The 14,939-nt window shown below is 65.7% G+C and carries 15 protein-coding genes; 9 read left to right on the top strand and 6 right to left on the bottom strand.

Translation table 11 applies throughout. The features are described from left to right. Positions 1-222: 222 nt before the first annotated feature. Both cra and CK498_RS05530 read left to right on the top strand, forming a co-directional pair. Complete coding sequence (gene cra / locus CK498_RS05525; protein ID WP_095619858.1) at positions 223-1,233, top strand: catabolite repressor/activator; 1,011 nt, start codon at positions 223-225, stop codon at positions 1,231-1,233. Between the two features lie 133 nt (positions 1,234-1,366). Beyond that, positions 1,367-2,272, top strand: a complete 906-nt coding sequence (locus CK498_RS05530; RefSeq protein WP_095619859.1) for a cation diffusion facilitator family transporter — start codon at positions 1,367-1,369, stop codon at positions 2,270-2,272. Here CK498_RS05530 and CK498_RS05535 read toward each other — a convergent pair. Together CK498_RS05535 and CK498_RS05540 are read right to left on the bottom strand one after the other, a co-directional pair. Then, entirely contained in the window at positions 2,267-4,444 is a 2,178-nt protein-coding gene (locus tag CK498_RS05535) for a hybrid sensor histidine kinase/response regulator (protein WP_095619860.1), read from the bottom strand. The genes CK498_RS05530 and CK498_RS05535 overlap by 6 nt on opposite strands. Before the next feature lie 44 nt (positions 4,445-4,488). Then, entirely contained in the window at positions 4,489-5,010 is a 522-nt protein-coding gene (locus CK498_RS05540; protein WP_141246915.1) for a molybdopterin-dependent oxidoreductase, read from the bottom strand. 206 nt (positions 5,011-5,216) lie between these two features. On the opposite strand from CK498_RS05540, the gene CK498_RS26795 reads away from it, so the two are divergent. Genes CK498_RS26795 through CK498_RS05555 form a run of 3 tightly spaced genes read left to right on the top strand, consistent with a single transcriptional unit; the run spans position 5,217 to position 7,493 of the window. After that, on the top strand, positions 5,217-6,713 hold the full coding sequence (locus CK498_RS26795; RefSeq protein WP_324615505.1) for a DUF1538 domain-containing protein: 1,497 nt from the start codon (positions 5,217-5,219) through the stop codon (positions 6,711-6,713). Continuing rightward, the gene (locus CK498_RS05550) at positions 6,710-7,060 is read left to right on the top strand and encodes a transcriptional regulator (protein ID WP_095619861.1); all 351 of its coding nucleotides are present in this window, start codon (positions 6,710-6,712) and stop codon (positions 7,058-7,060) included. The genes CK498_RS26795 and CK498_RS05550 overlap by 4 nt, the downstream gene beginning before the upstream one ends. Before the next feature lie 46 nt (positions 7,061-7,106). Then, positions 7,107-7,493, top strand: coding sequence for a CBS domain-containing protein (locus CK498_RS05555; protein WP_095619862.1), 387 nt, complete (start codon positions 7,107-7,109; stop codon positions 7,491-7,493). A gap of 6 nt (positions 7,494-7,499) precedes the next feature. On the opposite strand, the gene CK498_RS05560 is transcribed toward CK498_RS05555, so the two are convergent. From CK498_RS05560 to CK498_RS05570, 3 genes are all read right to left on the bottom strand, one after another. Further along, complete coding sequence (locus tag CK498_RS05560; RefSeq protein WP_095619863.1) at positions 7,500-8,015, bottom strand: lysozyme inhibitor LprI family protein; 516 nt, start codon at positions 8,013-8,015, stop codon at positions 7,500-7,502. Continuing rightward, positions 8,012-8,815, bottom strand: coding sequence for an MOSC domain-containing protein (locus CK498_RS05565; RefSeq protein WP_095619864.1), 804 nt, complete (start codon positions 8,813-8,815; stop codon positions 8,012-8,014). Before CK498_RS05565 ends, CK498_RS05560 begins: the two co-directional genes overlap by 4 nt. A gap of 102 nt (positions 8,816-8,917) precedes the next feature. Continuing rightward, positions 8,918-9,727, bottom strand: a complete 810-nt coding sequence (locus tag CK498_RS05570) for a DUF2189 domain-containing protein (RefSeq protein WP_095619865.1) — start codon at positions 9,725-9,727, stop codon at positions 8,918-8,920. 318 nt (positions 9,728-10,045) lie between these two features. On the opposite strand from CK498_RS05570, the gene CK498_RS05575 reads away from it, so the two are divergent. The 4 genes from CK498_RS05575 to soxZ all read left to right on the top strand — a co-directional run bounded on the left by CK498_RS05575 (position 10,046) and on the right by soxZ (position 13,708). Next, complete coding sequence (locus tag CK498_RS05575; RefSeq protein ID WP_095619866.1) at positions 10,046-10,375, top strand: c-type cytochrome; 330 nt, start codon at positions 10,046-10,048, stop codon at positions 10,373-10,375. A 7-nt stretch (positions 10,376-10,382) separates the two neighbouring features. Further along, positions 10,383-11,708: an NAD(P)/FAD-dependent oxidoreductase gene (locus CK498_RS05580; RefSeq protein ID WP_176475727.1), complete on the top strand. Its 1,326-nt coding sequence runs from the start codon at positions 10,383-10,385 to the stop codon at positions 11,706-11,708. Between the two features lie 70 nt (positions 11,709-11,778). Beyond that, positions 11,779-12,837 carry a YeeE/YedE family protein gene (locus CK498_RS05585; RefSeq protein WP_095619867.1) on the top strand — a complete coding sequence of 353 codons (1,059 nt, stop codon included), beginning with the start codon at positions 11,779-11,781 and terminating at the stop codon, positions 12,835-12,837. Between the two features lie 34 nt (positions 12,838-12,871). Further along, positions 12,872-13,708 carry a thiosulfate oxidation carrier complex protein SoxZ gene (gene soxZ, locus CK498_RS05590; protein WP_095619868.1) on the top strand — a complete coding sequence of 279 codons (837 nt, stop codon included), beginning with the start codon at positions 12,872-12,874 and terminating at the stop codon, positions 13,706-13,708. A gap of 788 nt (positions 13,709-14,496) precedes the next feature. On the opposite strand, the gene CK498_RS05595 is transcribed toward soxZ, so the two are convergent. Next, positions 14,497-14,925 carry a universal stress protein gene (locus CK498_RS05595; protein ID WP_095619869.1) on the bottom strand — a complete coding sequence of 143 codons (429 nt, stop codon included), beginning with the start codon at positions 14,923-14,925 and terminating at the stop codon, positions 14,497-14,499. Positions 14,926-14,939 lie beyond the last annotated feature (14 nt).

The raw sequence follows: 14,939 nt of genomic DNA on the forward strand, positions 1-14,939 counted from the left end.
GCAGATAATCGCGTGGGTGGCGAGATGTTTGACGCACCTGGCCTTAAACGCTACATCTTATAGCTGCAGGCTGAATCGTGTCACCACACACTAATGACAATGCTGGATCGAGAACACGCTTTAATCAAGCCACGATGCCTACGACTTTGGCAGGGGGTCTAAGGGCACATCGGTGGCGTAGAATAAGGAAATCGACGCATGCCCAAGCCAAGGAAACCTGTCATGACCCTAGCCGAAATCGCCCGCCTGGCCGGCGTCTCGCGCACCACGGCAAGCTACGTGATCAATGGCCGGGCCAAGGAGCGGCGCATCAGCCAGGACACAGTCGACAAGGTCATGGCCGTGGTCGAGCGCCACCACTACCGCATCGACGCCCAGGCCGCCGCGCTGCGCCGCGGCGCCAGCCGCACCCTGGGGTTGATCATTCCCGACCTGGAGAACGCCAGCTATGCGCGGCTCGCCAAGCGTCTCGAGCGCGGCGCCCGGGAGCGTGGCTACCAGCTACTGATCGTCGGCTCCGACGACGCCCCCGCGAGCGAACGCGAGCTGGCCAGGGCACTGCGTGCGCAGCGCTGCGACGCGCTAATCGTCGCCAGCTGCTTGGCCATGGACGACCCCTTCTACGCCGAGCTGATGGAGACGGGGCTGCCGGTGATCGCCGTCGACCGCGCCATGGATCCGTCGCGCTTCGTCAGCGTGGTCAGCAACAACCAGGCCGCGGCCCACACCCTTACCCGCTCAGTGCTGGCTCCCGAGGTGGGTCGCATCGCCTGGTTCGACGCCGTGCCACGGCTGTCGATCAGCGTCGAGCGGCGCGCCGGTTTCCAGCAGGCACTGGCCGACGCCCCCGCCCAGGCAGTGACCTACAGCGCGGCGCGCTACGAGCGCGGCGAGGGCGCGCGGCTGATGCGTCAGTTGCTCGACGACCACGGCCTGCCCGACGCCCTGGTCACCGCCTCCTATACCCTACTCGACGGCGTCTTCGACGTCCTGCTCGAGCAGGGCAGCCTGCCTCAGCGACTGCGCCTGGCAACCTTCGGCGACGACCGGCTGCTGGATTTCCTGCCACTGCCGGTCAATTCACTGCCCCAGGACCACGCGCGCATCGCCGAGCTGACCCTCAACCGTGCCCTGGCCGCCTGCCAGGACGACTATCGTCCCGGGCAGGACGTGGTCGAACGCAGCCTGCGCCAGCGCCTGCCGCAGCTGGTGAGCAATCCGCAAATGGTATAGAATATTCAACACTCAGGCGCCACAGCGACAGCGCCCACTACTCGAATACCGGCATCCACCACCCAGGCAACACGTGTCTGGGCGGTGGATTTTTTGATGCTGCGTCGCCGGCCTCATACCCACGGGTGACACCATGAACGCCTACCTTGAGCAGCGTGCGCTGAAAATTTCCACCGCCATGACCCTGCTGGTGGCGAGCCTGGGGGTGGCCTTCGGGCTGCTCTCGGGGTCGCGCTCGATTCTCTTCGACGGGGTCTTCTCGACCATCGATGCCGCCATGTCGCTGCTGGCGCTGTTCGTCTCGCGGCTGGTAATGAAGGAGTCGAGCCAGCGCTTCCAACTCGGCTACTGGCACTTCGAGCCGATGGTCGCGGCACTCAACGGCTCGATCCTGCTGCTGCTATGCTTCTATGCCTTTCTCAACGCCATCAGCGGGCTGATGGAGGGCGGTCGCGAACTGGCCTTCGATGTGGCAATCGGCTATGCGGTCATCGTCTGCGCGGCCTGCTACGGCATGTTCTTCTTCGAGCGCCGCCTCAATCGCCGCGCGCGCTCGGAGTTCGTGCGCATCGACACCCAGGGCTGGCTAATGGCGGCGCTGATCACCAGCGCCCTGCTGGTGGCCTTCATTGCCGCACTGCTGATGCAGGATACCGCCCTGGCGGCGTGGACGCCCTACGTCGATTCGGCGCTGCTGGCGGTATTGACGCTGTGCTTCATGCCCGTGCCGATCGGTATCGTGCGCCGCGCCATGGGCGAGATCATGATGATCGCCCCACCGGCGCTGGATGCCGAGGTGCATGCGTCGATGGTGCCGGTCATGCGGCGTGACGGACTGCTGGAGTATTCGAGCCACGTGGCCAAGAGCGGCCGGGTGCATACCATCGAGATCCATCTGCTGACCACACCGGAGTTTGCCCGCGACGCCGGGGTGGCCCGGCTCGACGAGATCCGCGAGGAGATCGCCTCGCGGCTGAGCATCCCCGGCGAGCAGCGCTGGTTCACGTTGTCGTTCACCGCCGAGCGGCGCTGGCTATGAGGTTTCGCTAGCCGGCCAGCGCCGCTCCAGCGCTGCCAGCGACGGCGCCAGGCAGTGGCGCAGCATCTCCAGCGCAGCTTGGCACGGCGCCTGCTGCGCAGCAGCCTGCTCGAGGCGCTGTGCCGCCGCTGCCAGCCGTCCCAACCCCAGGCTGCCGGCCTCGCCCTTGATCAGATGAGCCAGCTGCGCGATGTGCGGCAGATCCCTGCTCGCCTGGGCCACCGCCAGCTCGTCGAGCCGCACCGGCATATTGGACTTCAACAGCGCCAGCAGCGAGCGGCGATCCCTCAGCGGCAGACTCGCCTCCAACTCATGCAGGGCGTCGTCGTCGAGCCATGCCGATGGCTCGCCATCATCGCCAGCTGGCGCCGCCGTGGCAGGCCTTGGCTCACCGGGCAGGTGGCGCTCGAGCACCGCCAGTAGCGTCTCGCGGAACAGCGGCTTGGCCAGGTAGCCATCCATGCCGGCCTCGCGGCAGCGCGCCTGATCACCGTCCAGCGCCCCGGCAGTCATCGCCACGATGGGCACTTGCCGCGTCCAGCCCTCATGCTGACGTAGCACGCGGGTCACTGCCAGTCCGTCCATGTCAGGCATCTGCACGTCCATGAAGATCAGTGCAAAGCGCTGCGCCTCACAGCATGCCAGAGCTTCGCGCCCGCTGCCCGCCAGGGTGACCCGGCAGCCCAGCTGCTCGAGCATGGCCACCGCCACCTGCTGATTGATTGGGTTGTCCTCGACCAACAGCAGCGATGCCCCGACGCTCGATGTGGTGGCAACTGGCTGGCTCACCGGCGGCGCCTCGCCTTCGGCCGTCGCCGGCTGCAGCGGCAGTCGTAGCCAGAAACGACTGCCCTGCCCCGGCTGGCTGATAAAGTCGATCTCGCCGCCCATCGCGCCGGCCAGTTGCTTGCAGATCGCCAGCCCCAGCCCGCTACCGCCGAAGCGTCGTGCAGTGGAGGCGTCGCCCTGGCGGAAGGGCTCGAACAGTGCCTCGCGCTGCGCCTCATCGATGCCGCAGCCCTGGTCGCTGACGCTGATCTCGAGCTGCTCATCCGCGCAGCGTTGGACGGCCAGCACCACCTCGCCGTCGGCCGAGAACTTAATGGCATTGGAGAGCAGATTGAGGATCACCTGATTGATGCGTCCGGGGTCGCCGTAGAGGCGTGCCGGCAGCCGTGGGTCGCACTCGCTGCGCAGCATCAGCGACTTGGCGCTGGCCCGAGGGGCGAACAGCGCCACCGCCCGCGCCACCAGTTCACGCAGATCGTAGTCGGTATGCTCCAGCTCGAGGCGGCCGGCCTCGATCCTGGAGAAGTCGAGAATGTCGTTGATCAACCCCAGCAGCAGACCGCCGCTCTCATGAATGGTCGCCGCATAGTGCCGCGAGGTGGCATCCAGCGGCCGCTCGCGCAGCAGCTCGCTCATGCCGATCACGCCATTCAGCGGGGTGCGAATCTCATGGCTGACCGTGGCCAGGAACTCGCTCTTGGCCTGGCTGGCCGCCTCGGCACGCCGTGCGGCGACCTCGAGCTCGCCGCTGAGCGCTTCGGTAGCACGCCGTGCCGCGGCGCTCTCGCGCGCCTCGCGGAACAGAAACACCACCACCAAGGCGGCGGCGGCACTCATTGCCACAATCAGCGCGAGCAGGAGGCGGTAGAGACGCTGCAGCTGTTGGCGCTCGCGGGTGGTGGTGTCGGCGAGGTGGGCATTGATCGTCACGATCAGTTCCTCACTGTAGCCGCTGAGGGTCGCGAGTCGCGCATCCAGCGCCTCACGGCCGCCGTCCTGGAGCGAGAAGTCGTCGCGGTAGAGCTGCGTATCGATGGCATCGACCTGATCGATGATCGACGCCATCAGCGACGCGGCTCGTGGAATGGTGTCGAGCAGTTCGGCGAGCTCGCCGCGGCGCAGCAGGTTAACGCGGCTGTACATCAGTTCGAAGCGCAGGCGCAGGTCGCTGAGATCGTCCTGTGCCGTGGGGCGGGCCAGCTGCGAACGCAGCTGGATCGCCTCACGATCGAGCTTGTAGGCCGCCCAGGCGGTATCGCCACCAACGCTCTGCGCCAGGCTGTCCTGACGCCACAGCACCAACCCCGCCACGGCGATGGCGGCAACGAAGAACAGCAGCGCGGCAAACGCGCCGAGCTTGAGGCGGCCAGGGTAACGCAGCATCACATCGCCCTCACGTCGCTGGGCGCTGACCTGGCGCCCCGCGCTCAATCGGCATGGATATTGATCACTTGCCATACCGAGCGGAAACGGATCGTCTCGTTGTGCAGCTCGGGATGGTCATCGAACGGGTAGAGTACGAAGATCGGGCCGTAGTCGCGAATCGGCATCGGCTCGCCGTTGCGCGTCAGCGCCAGAATCACGTCGTAGTCGTGGAAGTTGTCGACCGGGATGTCGGCGGCGAAGTCGTTCAACGCGCGAACCCGCACCGACTCGCTGTCGGCGCCCACCGCCTCCAGCAGGGCCCGCGCCAGCGGCCCCTCGAAGACATTCGGGCCATCGGTCCAGGGCGTATGGGTCTCGATCACCCTGGCGGGCAGAGACCTCAACATATCGATATCGAAATGCGCCTCGTCGCCGACGTTAGTATGGGCGATATTGCCCGAGACCGTGAGGATCACCTCGCCCTGCGGGCTGGGCAGAGCCCAGGCCGCCAACGGCAGAACGCTCAGCAGCATGGCCAGCGGCAGCCGGCTGGCGGAGAGTGACTGGCGGTGACGAATACGCATGAAGGCCCCTTACATACAAACGTTTTTATGATCGTGCGCTCGACGACACGCCTTGCCGTCATCAGTGCCGTGCAGGCCTTCCCTTGCACTGCTCGCACTGCTTATTGATCCGTCGCACTATTTTGCCATATTCCCTAGGGTAGAATCTCGTGGTTGCCGCTCCCCATCGGCACACTGGACAACACCCAGGCCACAGGAGAGGTCTCTTGTCTGAGCAGTTGAAGGATTTTGCCCACACCTTCTGGCATGCCGTGAACAATCTGCTGCCGATCATCGTGGTGGTGGTGGTGTTCCAGGCGCTGGTGTTGCGCCAATGGCCTGACGGCGGCCTCGGCATGGCGGTTGGCCTGCTGATCGTGGCACTCGGCGTGGCGCTGTTCCTGCGCGGCCTGGAACTGGGCATCTTTCCGGTCGGCAAGAGCCTCGCCAACCAGTTCGCGCGACGCGGCTCGCTGCCGATTTTGATCGGCTTCGGCTTCGCCATCGGCTTCTCGGCGGTGATCGCCGAGCCGGCGCTGATCGCCGTTGCCGACCAGGCCGCCGAGATCAGCGCCGGGCGCATCGACGCCCTGACCCTGCGCCTGATCGTCGCCGCCTCGGTGGGCCTGGTGATGGCCATGGGGATCCTGCGGGTGATCCTCGGCCACCCACTGCACTGGTACATGATCATCGGCTACCTGACGGTGGTGGCGGTGACCTTCTTCGCCCCGGAGGAGATCGTCGGGCTGGCCTACGACTCCGGCGGCGTGACCACCAATATCGTCACCGTGCCGCTGATCGCCGCACTGGGCATTGGCCTGGCCACCTCGATTCGCGGCCGCAACCCACTGATCGACGGCTTCGGGCTGGTGGGGCTGGCGGTGATGGTGCCGATGATCAGCGTCCAGCTTTACGGCATCATCGTCTACGGACAGGCAAGCCCTGCAGGGAATGCCGAGCTGGTGATGAACGGCGACGATGCCCTCGACGCCGGCAATCCGCTGCTGCAGATGGTGCTCGACCTGTTTAGCATGCTGCGCGATGTGCTGCCGATCCTGCTGGTGATCCTGTTCTTCCAGTACGCGGTGCTCAAACGCGCGCTCTCCAACCGGCTGCGCGTCGCGGCCGGTTTCGCGTTGGTGATCATCGGTCTCTACGCCTTCGTGGTCGGGCTCAAGCTGGGGTTGTTCCCGATCGGCCGCAGCATGGCCGAGCAGCTGATCGAGTTCGACAGCTGGCTATGGGTCTACCTGTTCGCCTTCGCCATCGGCTTCGCTACCACCATGGCCGAGCCGGCACTGATCGCCGTGGGCCAGCAGGCCGAGGAGGCCGCCGCCGGCAAGATCGACGGGCGCGCGATTCGGCTATTGGTGGCGCTGGGCGTGGCAATCGGCATCACCATTGGCATTCACCGCATCATCACCGGCGACTCGATCCACCACTACATCATTGCCGGCTATAGCCTGGTGATCGTGCTCACCGCGCTGTCGCCGCGCTATATCGTGGCGTTGGCCTTCGATCTCGGTGGGGTGACCACCTCGGAGGTCACGGTGCCGCTGGTCACCGCGCTGGGCATCGGCCTTGCCACGCAAATCGAGGGTCGCGACGTGCTGATCGATGGCTTCGGCTTGATCGCCTTCGCCTCGATATTTCCCATCGTCACGGTGATGAGTTATGCCATCATCATGGAACGCTTGGTCAAATGGAGGAACGTCCGATCATGAAGTTTTCTGCGCTGGTGGCCATCGTGCCCGAGGAGCTGGAGCAGGAGTGCCTCGACGAGGCCAACCATAGCGGCGGCGGCGGGGTCACCCTGCTGTCGGGCCGCGGGCTGGGCGGCGAGCCCAAGAAGACCTTCTTCGGCCTGACCTTCGAGGGCAGCCAGACAGTGCTGCTGATGGTCCTCGAGAGGGGCTTGTCGCTGAGCGTGCTCAAGGCGCTGCAGAAGGTGCTCAATCACGACGGCGAGAGCTCGCGGGGAGTGGTCTTCACGCTGCCCATCGAGCACCTCGGCGGCCTCGACGTCTCGCAGCTGGAGCGCTTCGAACAGCATCTGCGCGAGTCGCTCTAGCCACTTACTCACCCGCCACTCGGTGGCGCTACAGGAAGGCATGTCTATGCTGGTCAAGGACATCATGGTGCGCGATGTGGTGAAGGTTTCGGCCTTCGCCACCCTGCGCGAGGCGTTGGCGCTAATGAAGCGTCATTCACTCAAGTCGCTGGTGGTCGAGCAGCAGACCCCCCACGACGCCTGGGGCCTGATCACCTACACCAACATCCTCAAGACCATCGTCGCCGAGAGCGGCGATATCGACCTGATCAACGTCTATGATGTCTGCGCCAAACCGGTGATCTCGGTGGGCGAGAATCTCGACGTCAAGCATGTCGCAGCGTTGATGACCGACAACCACATCAAGCGCGTGCTGGTGCTGCGCGACAACCAACTGGTGGGCCTGCTGACCATGGACGATATCATCGGCACGGTGCTCGATATTCTCGACTGATACCGCCTAATGAGGCAGCCGCGCCCGCCCGGGTAACTCCTCCAGGCCATCCAGGTAGCGCTGCAGCTGGTAGGCACGGTCCTCGAGCACGGCGTTGCGGCGCAGCTGCTCGGCCAGCGGCCAGGGCGTGTCGCCGGCATCTGCCTGTGACGCCTCGTCGGCATAGCCCTCCTCGGCATGCTTGAGGTCGGCATAATAGGCCGCAATGAAGGCAAAGTCGGCGTCGCGACCCAGCGCCCATTGCTGCTGGGCGAGCTCCAGGGCGTCACGCGCCTCGCTGCCTAGACGCCCCGACAAGCGCGACGCAAGGCGCTCCACCTCAGCCTGCCAGTCGTCATAAGCGTCCGCGGCACAGGCGAGCATCGCCGGCGTACGCCATTCGCCCTCCTCCATGCAGCTGTCGGTCTTGTGGTCGATGGGGTGGCTGCCCCGCGTCGGCGGCGGCTCCTCCTCGGCCACTACGGCGAGTGGCGCCGCCAGCAGCAGCGCGGCGACGGCCTGGCCTATCAGCGTATGCGTCATGACACTACCTCCACCTCGGCGTCTACCTCCAGGGTGCCGCCGCGGGCAACGATCAGGTTCTGACCGAAATAGATCAGGCCATCCGCCCCACGACGGTATTCGGCCAGGGTGCGCAGCGGCTCGCGCCGAGGCAGGAACTCACCGCTGCCCGGGTCGACGGTGACCATCGCACAGCGCGAGCAGGGCTTGTCGACCAGCAGTTCGACCTCGCCGATACGCAGCAGGTGCCAGTCGTCTTCGGCGTAGGGCAGGCTGCCGCTCACCACCAGATTGGGCCGAAACTGCGCCATGCGATGCGGCGTCGCGAAACGCGTATTGAGGTCATCCAGCGAGGCCTGGCCGATCAGCAACAGTGGATAGCCGTCGGCGAAGCTGACCCGCTTGCCCAGCGCCTGCCGATAGCGCGGTGAGCGATCGCCGAGCCAGAGCAACCGCACCGGCTCGCCGAGGGCCTCGCTCATCCAGGCGTCCGCCTCGGCGGTGGTGGTCAAGCCAGAGAAACGGTCACCCCACACCTGGGTGGGGAGCGGCTCGCCTATGTGGCTGGCGTGATGCAGGGTCAGGTCCTCCAGCGCCGCATGATGCAGCACGATGCCGCCGTCGAACAGCGTGGTCGAGATGCGCTGCAGCTGGGGGTGGCTGCGCGCGGTGACGAAGACACCGTCGGGCCGCACTACCATGTAGCGGCGATCCCCTGCCAGGCCCTCCTCGCCGGCATGCGCAGCGCTCAACGCTTCGCCGGCGGAAGACTTGATCGGGTAGCGGTAGAGGCCCGCGAGACGCAGCGGCGAGTCGGCCATGCAGCAATCCTTGTGTCGAGAGTATCTGTCCGGCGTTACAACGACGCTGGGGGCGATGATCGCCCCCAGCATAGTCGTATCGGCGGTGGCCGTGCCACAGCCTCAGCTCTTGGGCAGTGCCTCGACGCGCACCAGATCTTCGTAGGCGTGCCAGCTGGCATGGCCGAGCACCGGCAAAATCAGCGCCAGGCCGATATAGAAGGTCATCACGCCGATCAGCACACAGCCGGTCAGCATCGCCGCCCACAGCAGCATCGGCCGGAAATTCCGCGCCACCGAGCGCACGCTGGCTTCAATGCCCTCCATGAAGGTCAGGTCATGATCCATCAGGGTGGGAATCGCCACCACACTGATGGCAAAGGCGCCAAAGGCCAGAATGCCACCGGCCACGGTACCCACCGCCAGCATGCCGAAGCCTTCCGGGGTGGTGATCAGCGCCGTGTAGAGGGTGTCGGGGCTGGGCGTCTCGAAGCCGAAGAACAGCGCGAACAACAGCGTTGCCAGGCGAATCCAGGCAAGAAAGAAGATCATCATCATCACGCCCATCATCGCCAGTTGCCCGGCATGGGGGCGCCAGGCACCGAAGGCGTCGCCCAGGGTCGGCGTGCGGCCCTCCTCGAGGCGCCGACTGATGCCATAGGAGCCTACTGCGACCAGCGGCCCGAGAAACATGAAGCCGGCCACCAGCGGCAGCAGCCAGTGCCAGTACCCCAGCGTGAAGGCACCTGCGGTGACCGCGATGCTCAGCCCCACCCAGAACATCCCATAGGCCAGGCTGACCGCCGTGGCCTCGCGGAAATCCTTGAAGCCTGCCACCAGCCAGGCGCGCGGCCGGTCCATTTCCACCGGGTTGATGGTGATCTTGACCGTGGCATCCGACTGCTTGTGTTTGTTCGTTTCAGCAGCATTCATGGCGTTACCCCTTATCCCGCAAGCAGTAATACGGCACACCGGGCTCGGGCCTGTCGTGGCCTCGGTCGCGGGTGGCCAACACAAGGCTAGATGCCTTTTCTCTTACACCTTCACTATAGTTCAGCGCTCGCCAATGTGCAGGTGGCGAGCATTCAACGCGGCGCCCCGAGGCTCGCCAATGGCTATAACAATGAAAATTCATATAATCATTACCCATAGCGCTTGGCCCCACACCGGCACGTGGCGCTATGCTATTAACGTACAGCCCTCTTTCATCCGAGGGGATAACGATAACGACGTCTTGTGAGGGATCCGACGATGAACGTACGCCTACCACGTGCGGCGACGGCGGCAGTCGCTGCCAGCCTGCTGCTCGGCGCCACCCAGCAGGCGCTGGCCGACGACTACGACCTGCAACGGGAAGTCATGGCCGGCGGCTGTGCCAACTGCCACGGCACCGACGGTGCGCGCGCCGGCAACGTGCCACCGCTGGCCGGCCGCGACGCCGACTACCTGGAAGAGCGCCTGCTGGCCTTCAAGCGCGATGAGGTGGCCGACACCACCATCATGAATCGCATCGCCAAGGGTTTCAGCGACGACGAGCTGGCCAGTCTGGCCGAGCACTTCGCCAACGTGGAACAGGAGTGAGGCACCCATGAGCGTTAACAGCAAGCCGTTTCAATCACGCCTGGGCGTCTCTCGTCGCCAGGTACTCAAGGGCCTCGGGGCCGCTTCCAGCCTGCCGCTGATCAGCGGCTTCGCCCCGGCGTTTGCCACTGGCAGCGACGGCCGGGTGGTCGTCATCGGCGGCGGTTTTGGCGGCGCCACCGCGGCCAAGTATCTCAAGCGTGCCAACCCCAGCCTCAGCGTGACCCTGGTCGAGCCGGCGCGGACCTTCTACACCTGCCCGTTCAGCAACCTATTCCTCGGCGGCCTGCGCGAGATGAGCAAGATCGCCCACGGCTATGACGAGCTGCGCGACCGCTACGGCGTCGAGGTGGTACACAGCATGGCCCAGGACATCGATCCTGACGGCCATAGCGTGAGCCTGGCCAACGGCGATACCCTGCACTACGACAAGCTGGTGCTGTCGCCGGGTATCGACATCCGCTGGAATGCGCTGGAGGGCTACGACGAAGCTGCCGCCGAGCTGGCTCCCCACGCCTGGAAGGCCGGCCCCCAGACCGAACTGCTCAAGCGCCAGATCGAGGACATGGACGACGGCGGCACCTTCGTGCTGGTGGCCCCGGAGAACCCCTTCCGCTGCCCACCCGGTCCCTATGAGCGCGCCAGCATGGTGGCCCACTACCTGGCACAGCATAAGCCCAGCTCCAAGGTGCTGATCCTCGACGCCAAGGACAATTTCTCCAAGCAGGGGCTGTTCACTAGTGGCTGGGAGCAGCTCTACGGCGACAGCATCGAGTGGGTCGGCCTCTCCGGCGATGGCCGCGTGACCCGCGTCGACGCCGAGAACCTCGAGGTCGAGACGGAGTTCGGCACCGTGCACCGCGCCGATGTGCTCAACGTGGTGCCGCCGCAGAAGGCCGGCTGGATCGCCGAGCGTGCCGGCGTTACCGACGACAGCGGCTGGGTGCCGGTCAAACCGGAGTCCTTCGAGTCGCAGCAGGTCGCCGATATCTACGTGGTCGGCGATGCCTCGGTGGCCGCACCGATGCCCAAGTCGGGCTTCTGCGCCAACGCCCAGGCCAAGGTAGCGGCCGCCGCCATCGTCGCCGCACTGCGTGGTGACAGCACTCCGGAGCCGTACTGGAGCAACACCTGCTACAGCCTGATCGGCCCCGAGTACGGCATCTCTGTGGCCGGCGTGTATCGTATCCAGGACGGTGTCATCGCCGAGGTCGAAGGCTCAGGCGGGCTCAGCCCCAGCGATGCCAGCACCGAGATCCGCCAGATGGAGGCCGAGTATGCCGTCGGCTGGTACAACGCCATCTGCCAGGACACCTGGGGTACCGAGGCCTGAACTACAGCACGAATCGGGCTAGAATGAGGCCACCTTCGGGTGGCCTTTTCGATCGTCATGGAGATGCGCAATGACCCACACCGCCATGGTGGCCTGGTCGGGCCTGCTGCTCGGCCTGCTGTTCGGTGCCGCTGGCAGGCTCAGCGGTTTCTGCCTGATGCGCGGACTGGCCAATGCCTGGGCAGTGGAGCCCGCCCAGCGCGACACTCGCAAGCTGCGCGCCTTCGCCGTGGCCATGGCGGTCGCCCTGCTCGGCAGCCAGCTGCTGGCCGGCATGACCCTGCTGTCGTTGAACGATGCGCTGTATCGCAGCGCCAGCCTGTCGTGGCTACTGGTGCCGCTGGGCGGCATGCTGTTCGGCTACGGCATGGTAATGGCCAACGGCTGCGGCGCACGCTCGCTGGTGCTGCTGGGTAGCGGCAACCTGCGCAGCTTCGTGGTGCTGGTATGCCTGGGCATCGCCGCCTATATGACGCTGTCCGGGGTACTCGCCCCGCTACGGGTATGGCTCGAGGGGATGACGACGCTGGCGCTGCCGGCCCGCGACCTGCCCGGCTGGCTGATGCAGGGCGGCCTGGGCGCCGGCATGGCCCGCTGGCTGCCCAGCCTGCTGCTGGCGGGGGCACTGCTGGTCTGGGCACTGTCCAGCGCAGCATTTCGCGCCTCGCCCCGCGACTGGCTGGGCGGACTGGTGATCGGTGCGCTGATTCCCGGCGGCTGGTATGCCACCGGCGTGCTCGGCTTCGACGATTTCGAGCCGGTGCGACTGGCCAGCCTGACCTTCATCGCGCCGATCGGCGAGAGCTTGCAGTACCTGATGCTCTCCACCGGCACGCGGCTGGGCTTCGGTGTAACGGTAGTAGCCGGGGTACTGGCCGGCTCGCTGCTCACCTCGCTGGCGACGCGTGGTTTCGCCTGGCAGGGCTTTCCTGACCACACCCGCATCCTGCGCAGCATGGGCGGTGGGACGCTGATGGGCATCGGCGGGGTACTGGCGCTGGGCTGCTCCATCGGCCAGGGGCTATCGGGCTTCTCGACCCTGGCGCTGACCAGCTTCGTGGCACTTGGCGCTATCCTCGCCGGGGCCGGGCTGGGAATCCGCGGCCCGCTGGCACTGTCCAAGGTATGATGGTGACCTTCCCGTTTTCAGCCAGGAGACCTCGATGCCCCACCCTGCACGCCAGTTGACGCTCTCTCGCCGCCGCCTGCTGCGCACCAGCGCTGGCGGACTACTCGGCCTGGGCCTGCTCGGCGCGGCCCCGGGACTGCTGTTGTCGCCGACGGCCCTTGCCAGCGATGCCTGGCAGCGGCTCGACGCGGCGCAGCAGGTGATCGGCGACGCCACCCCAGAGAGCAGCGGCCTGAGCCTGGACCTGCCCCACGTTTCCGAGGACGGCTCGGCAGTGGCCTTGACCGTGGGCGTCGAGGCCGACCTCGACGACGACTATGTCGAGAGCATCCACCTGTTCGCCAGTGGCAACCCCAGCCCCGAGATAGCGGTGTTCCATCTCACTCCCATGGCCGGCAAGCCGGAAGTCTCGACCCGGGTACGCCTCAACGAGACCCAGGAGGTAGTGGCGGTGGCGCGCAGCGCCGAAGGCAGGGTGTGGGCCACCGCCCGCGAGGTGCGGATTACCGTCAGCGGCTGCCTGATGCGCGGCGACGACGTCCAGGAGTCGCTCAGCAACCCGCGGGTCAGCGTCCCCGACAGCTTCAGCGCCGGCCAGCCCGGGGAGATCCGCACTCTGATCACCCACCCCATGGAGACGGGCCTGCGTGAGGGCGACGACGGCGAGCCCCTGCCGCGCCACATCATCGAGCGCTTCACGGTCAGCGTGGATGGCGACACCGCCTTCGAGGCCGAGCTGCACCAGTCGGTGTCGGCCAACCCCTACCTGCGCTTCCACCTGGCGCCGCAGGCCAGCGGCGAGGCGGCCTTCGAGTGGCACGACGACACCGGCGACAGCGCCCGCGAGACCCGCGAGCTCAACGTTATGTAGGAGCGAATTCATTCGCGATGCAGCGCGCAGCGCTGCCGAGTAGACCAACCCCATCGCGGCTAAAGCCGCTCCTACATTGGCCTTAGCGCCACTCCCAGTGTGGGAGCGAATTTATTCGCGATTGCAGCGCGCAGCGCTGCTGGTTAAACCAACCCCATCGCGGCTAAAGCCGCTCCTACATTGGCCTTAGCGCCACTCCCAGTGTGGGAGCGACTTCAGTCGCGATTGCAGCACGCAGCGCTGCCGAGTAGACCAACCCCATCGCGGCTAAAGCCGCTCCTACATTGGCCTTAGCGCCACTCCCAGTGTGGGAGCGACTTCAGTCGCGATTGCAGCGTACAGCGCTGCTGGTTAAACCAAACCCATCGCGGCTAAAGCCGCTCCTACATTGGCCTTAGCGCCACTCCCAGTGTGGGAGCGAATTCATTCGCGATTGCAGCACGCAGCGCTGCCGAGTAGACCAACCCCATCGCGGCTAAAGCCGCTCCTACATTGGCCTTAGCGCCACTCCCAGTGTGGGAGCGACTTCATTCGCGATTGCAGCACGCAGCGCTGCCGAGTAGACCAACCCCATCGCGGCTAAAGCCGCTCCTACATTGGCCTTAGCGCCACTCCCAGTGTGGGAGCGACTTCAGTCGCGATTGCAGCGCGCAGCGCTGCCGAGTAGACCAACCCCATCGCGGCTAAAGCCGCTCCTACATTGGCCTTAGCGCCACTCCCAGTGTGGGAGCGACGTCATTCGCGATTGCAGCGCGCAGCGCTGCCTGCCGAGCGCAGTAGTTTGCAGGCTAGCGCACGATCATCACCGACATTTTAGAGTGATGCACCACGTGCTCGGCGTTGGGGCCCAGCACGTAGTCGGCAAATTTGCGCTTGTTGTGGGAGGCCATGACGATAAGGTCGGCGTCGATCTTCTTGGCCGCCTTGATGATCGCCTCCCACGGCGAGCCGTCGATTACCGCACGCTTGACACTGATGTCATCCGGCACATGCTCGTCGACGAACGCCTGCTGGGCGTCCGTCAGCGCCTCGCGTGCCTTCTTGGCAAAGTCCTTGGGAAAGTAGGAGCCCACCAGCGGCATGCGATAGTCGGGCATCACCGTGACGATCTGCAGCGAGGCACCGAAAGTGCGGCACAGCGTCAGCGCCGTGGGCAAGGCCTTCTGCCACGACGCTTCCTCGTTGAGGTCGATGGGCAACAGTAACTTCTGATACATGGCAGCTCTCCTTG

It is taken from the genome of Halomonas salipaludis, assembly GCF_002286975.1.
Classification (GTDB): Bacteria; Pseudomonadota; Gammaproteobacteria; order Pseudomonadales; family Halomonadaceae; genus Franzmannia; species Franzmannia salipaludis.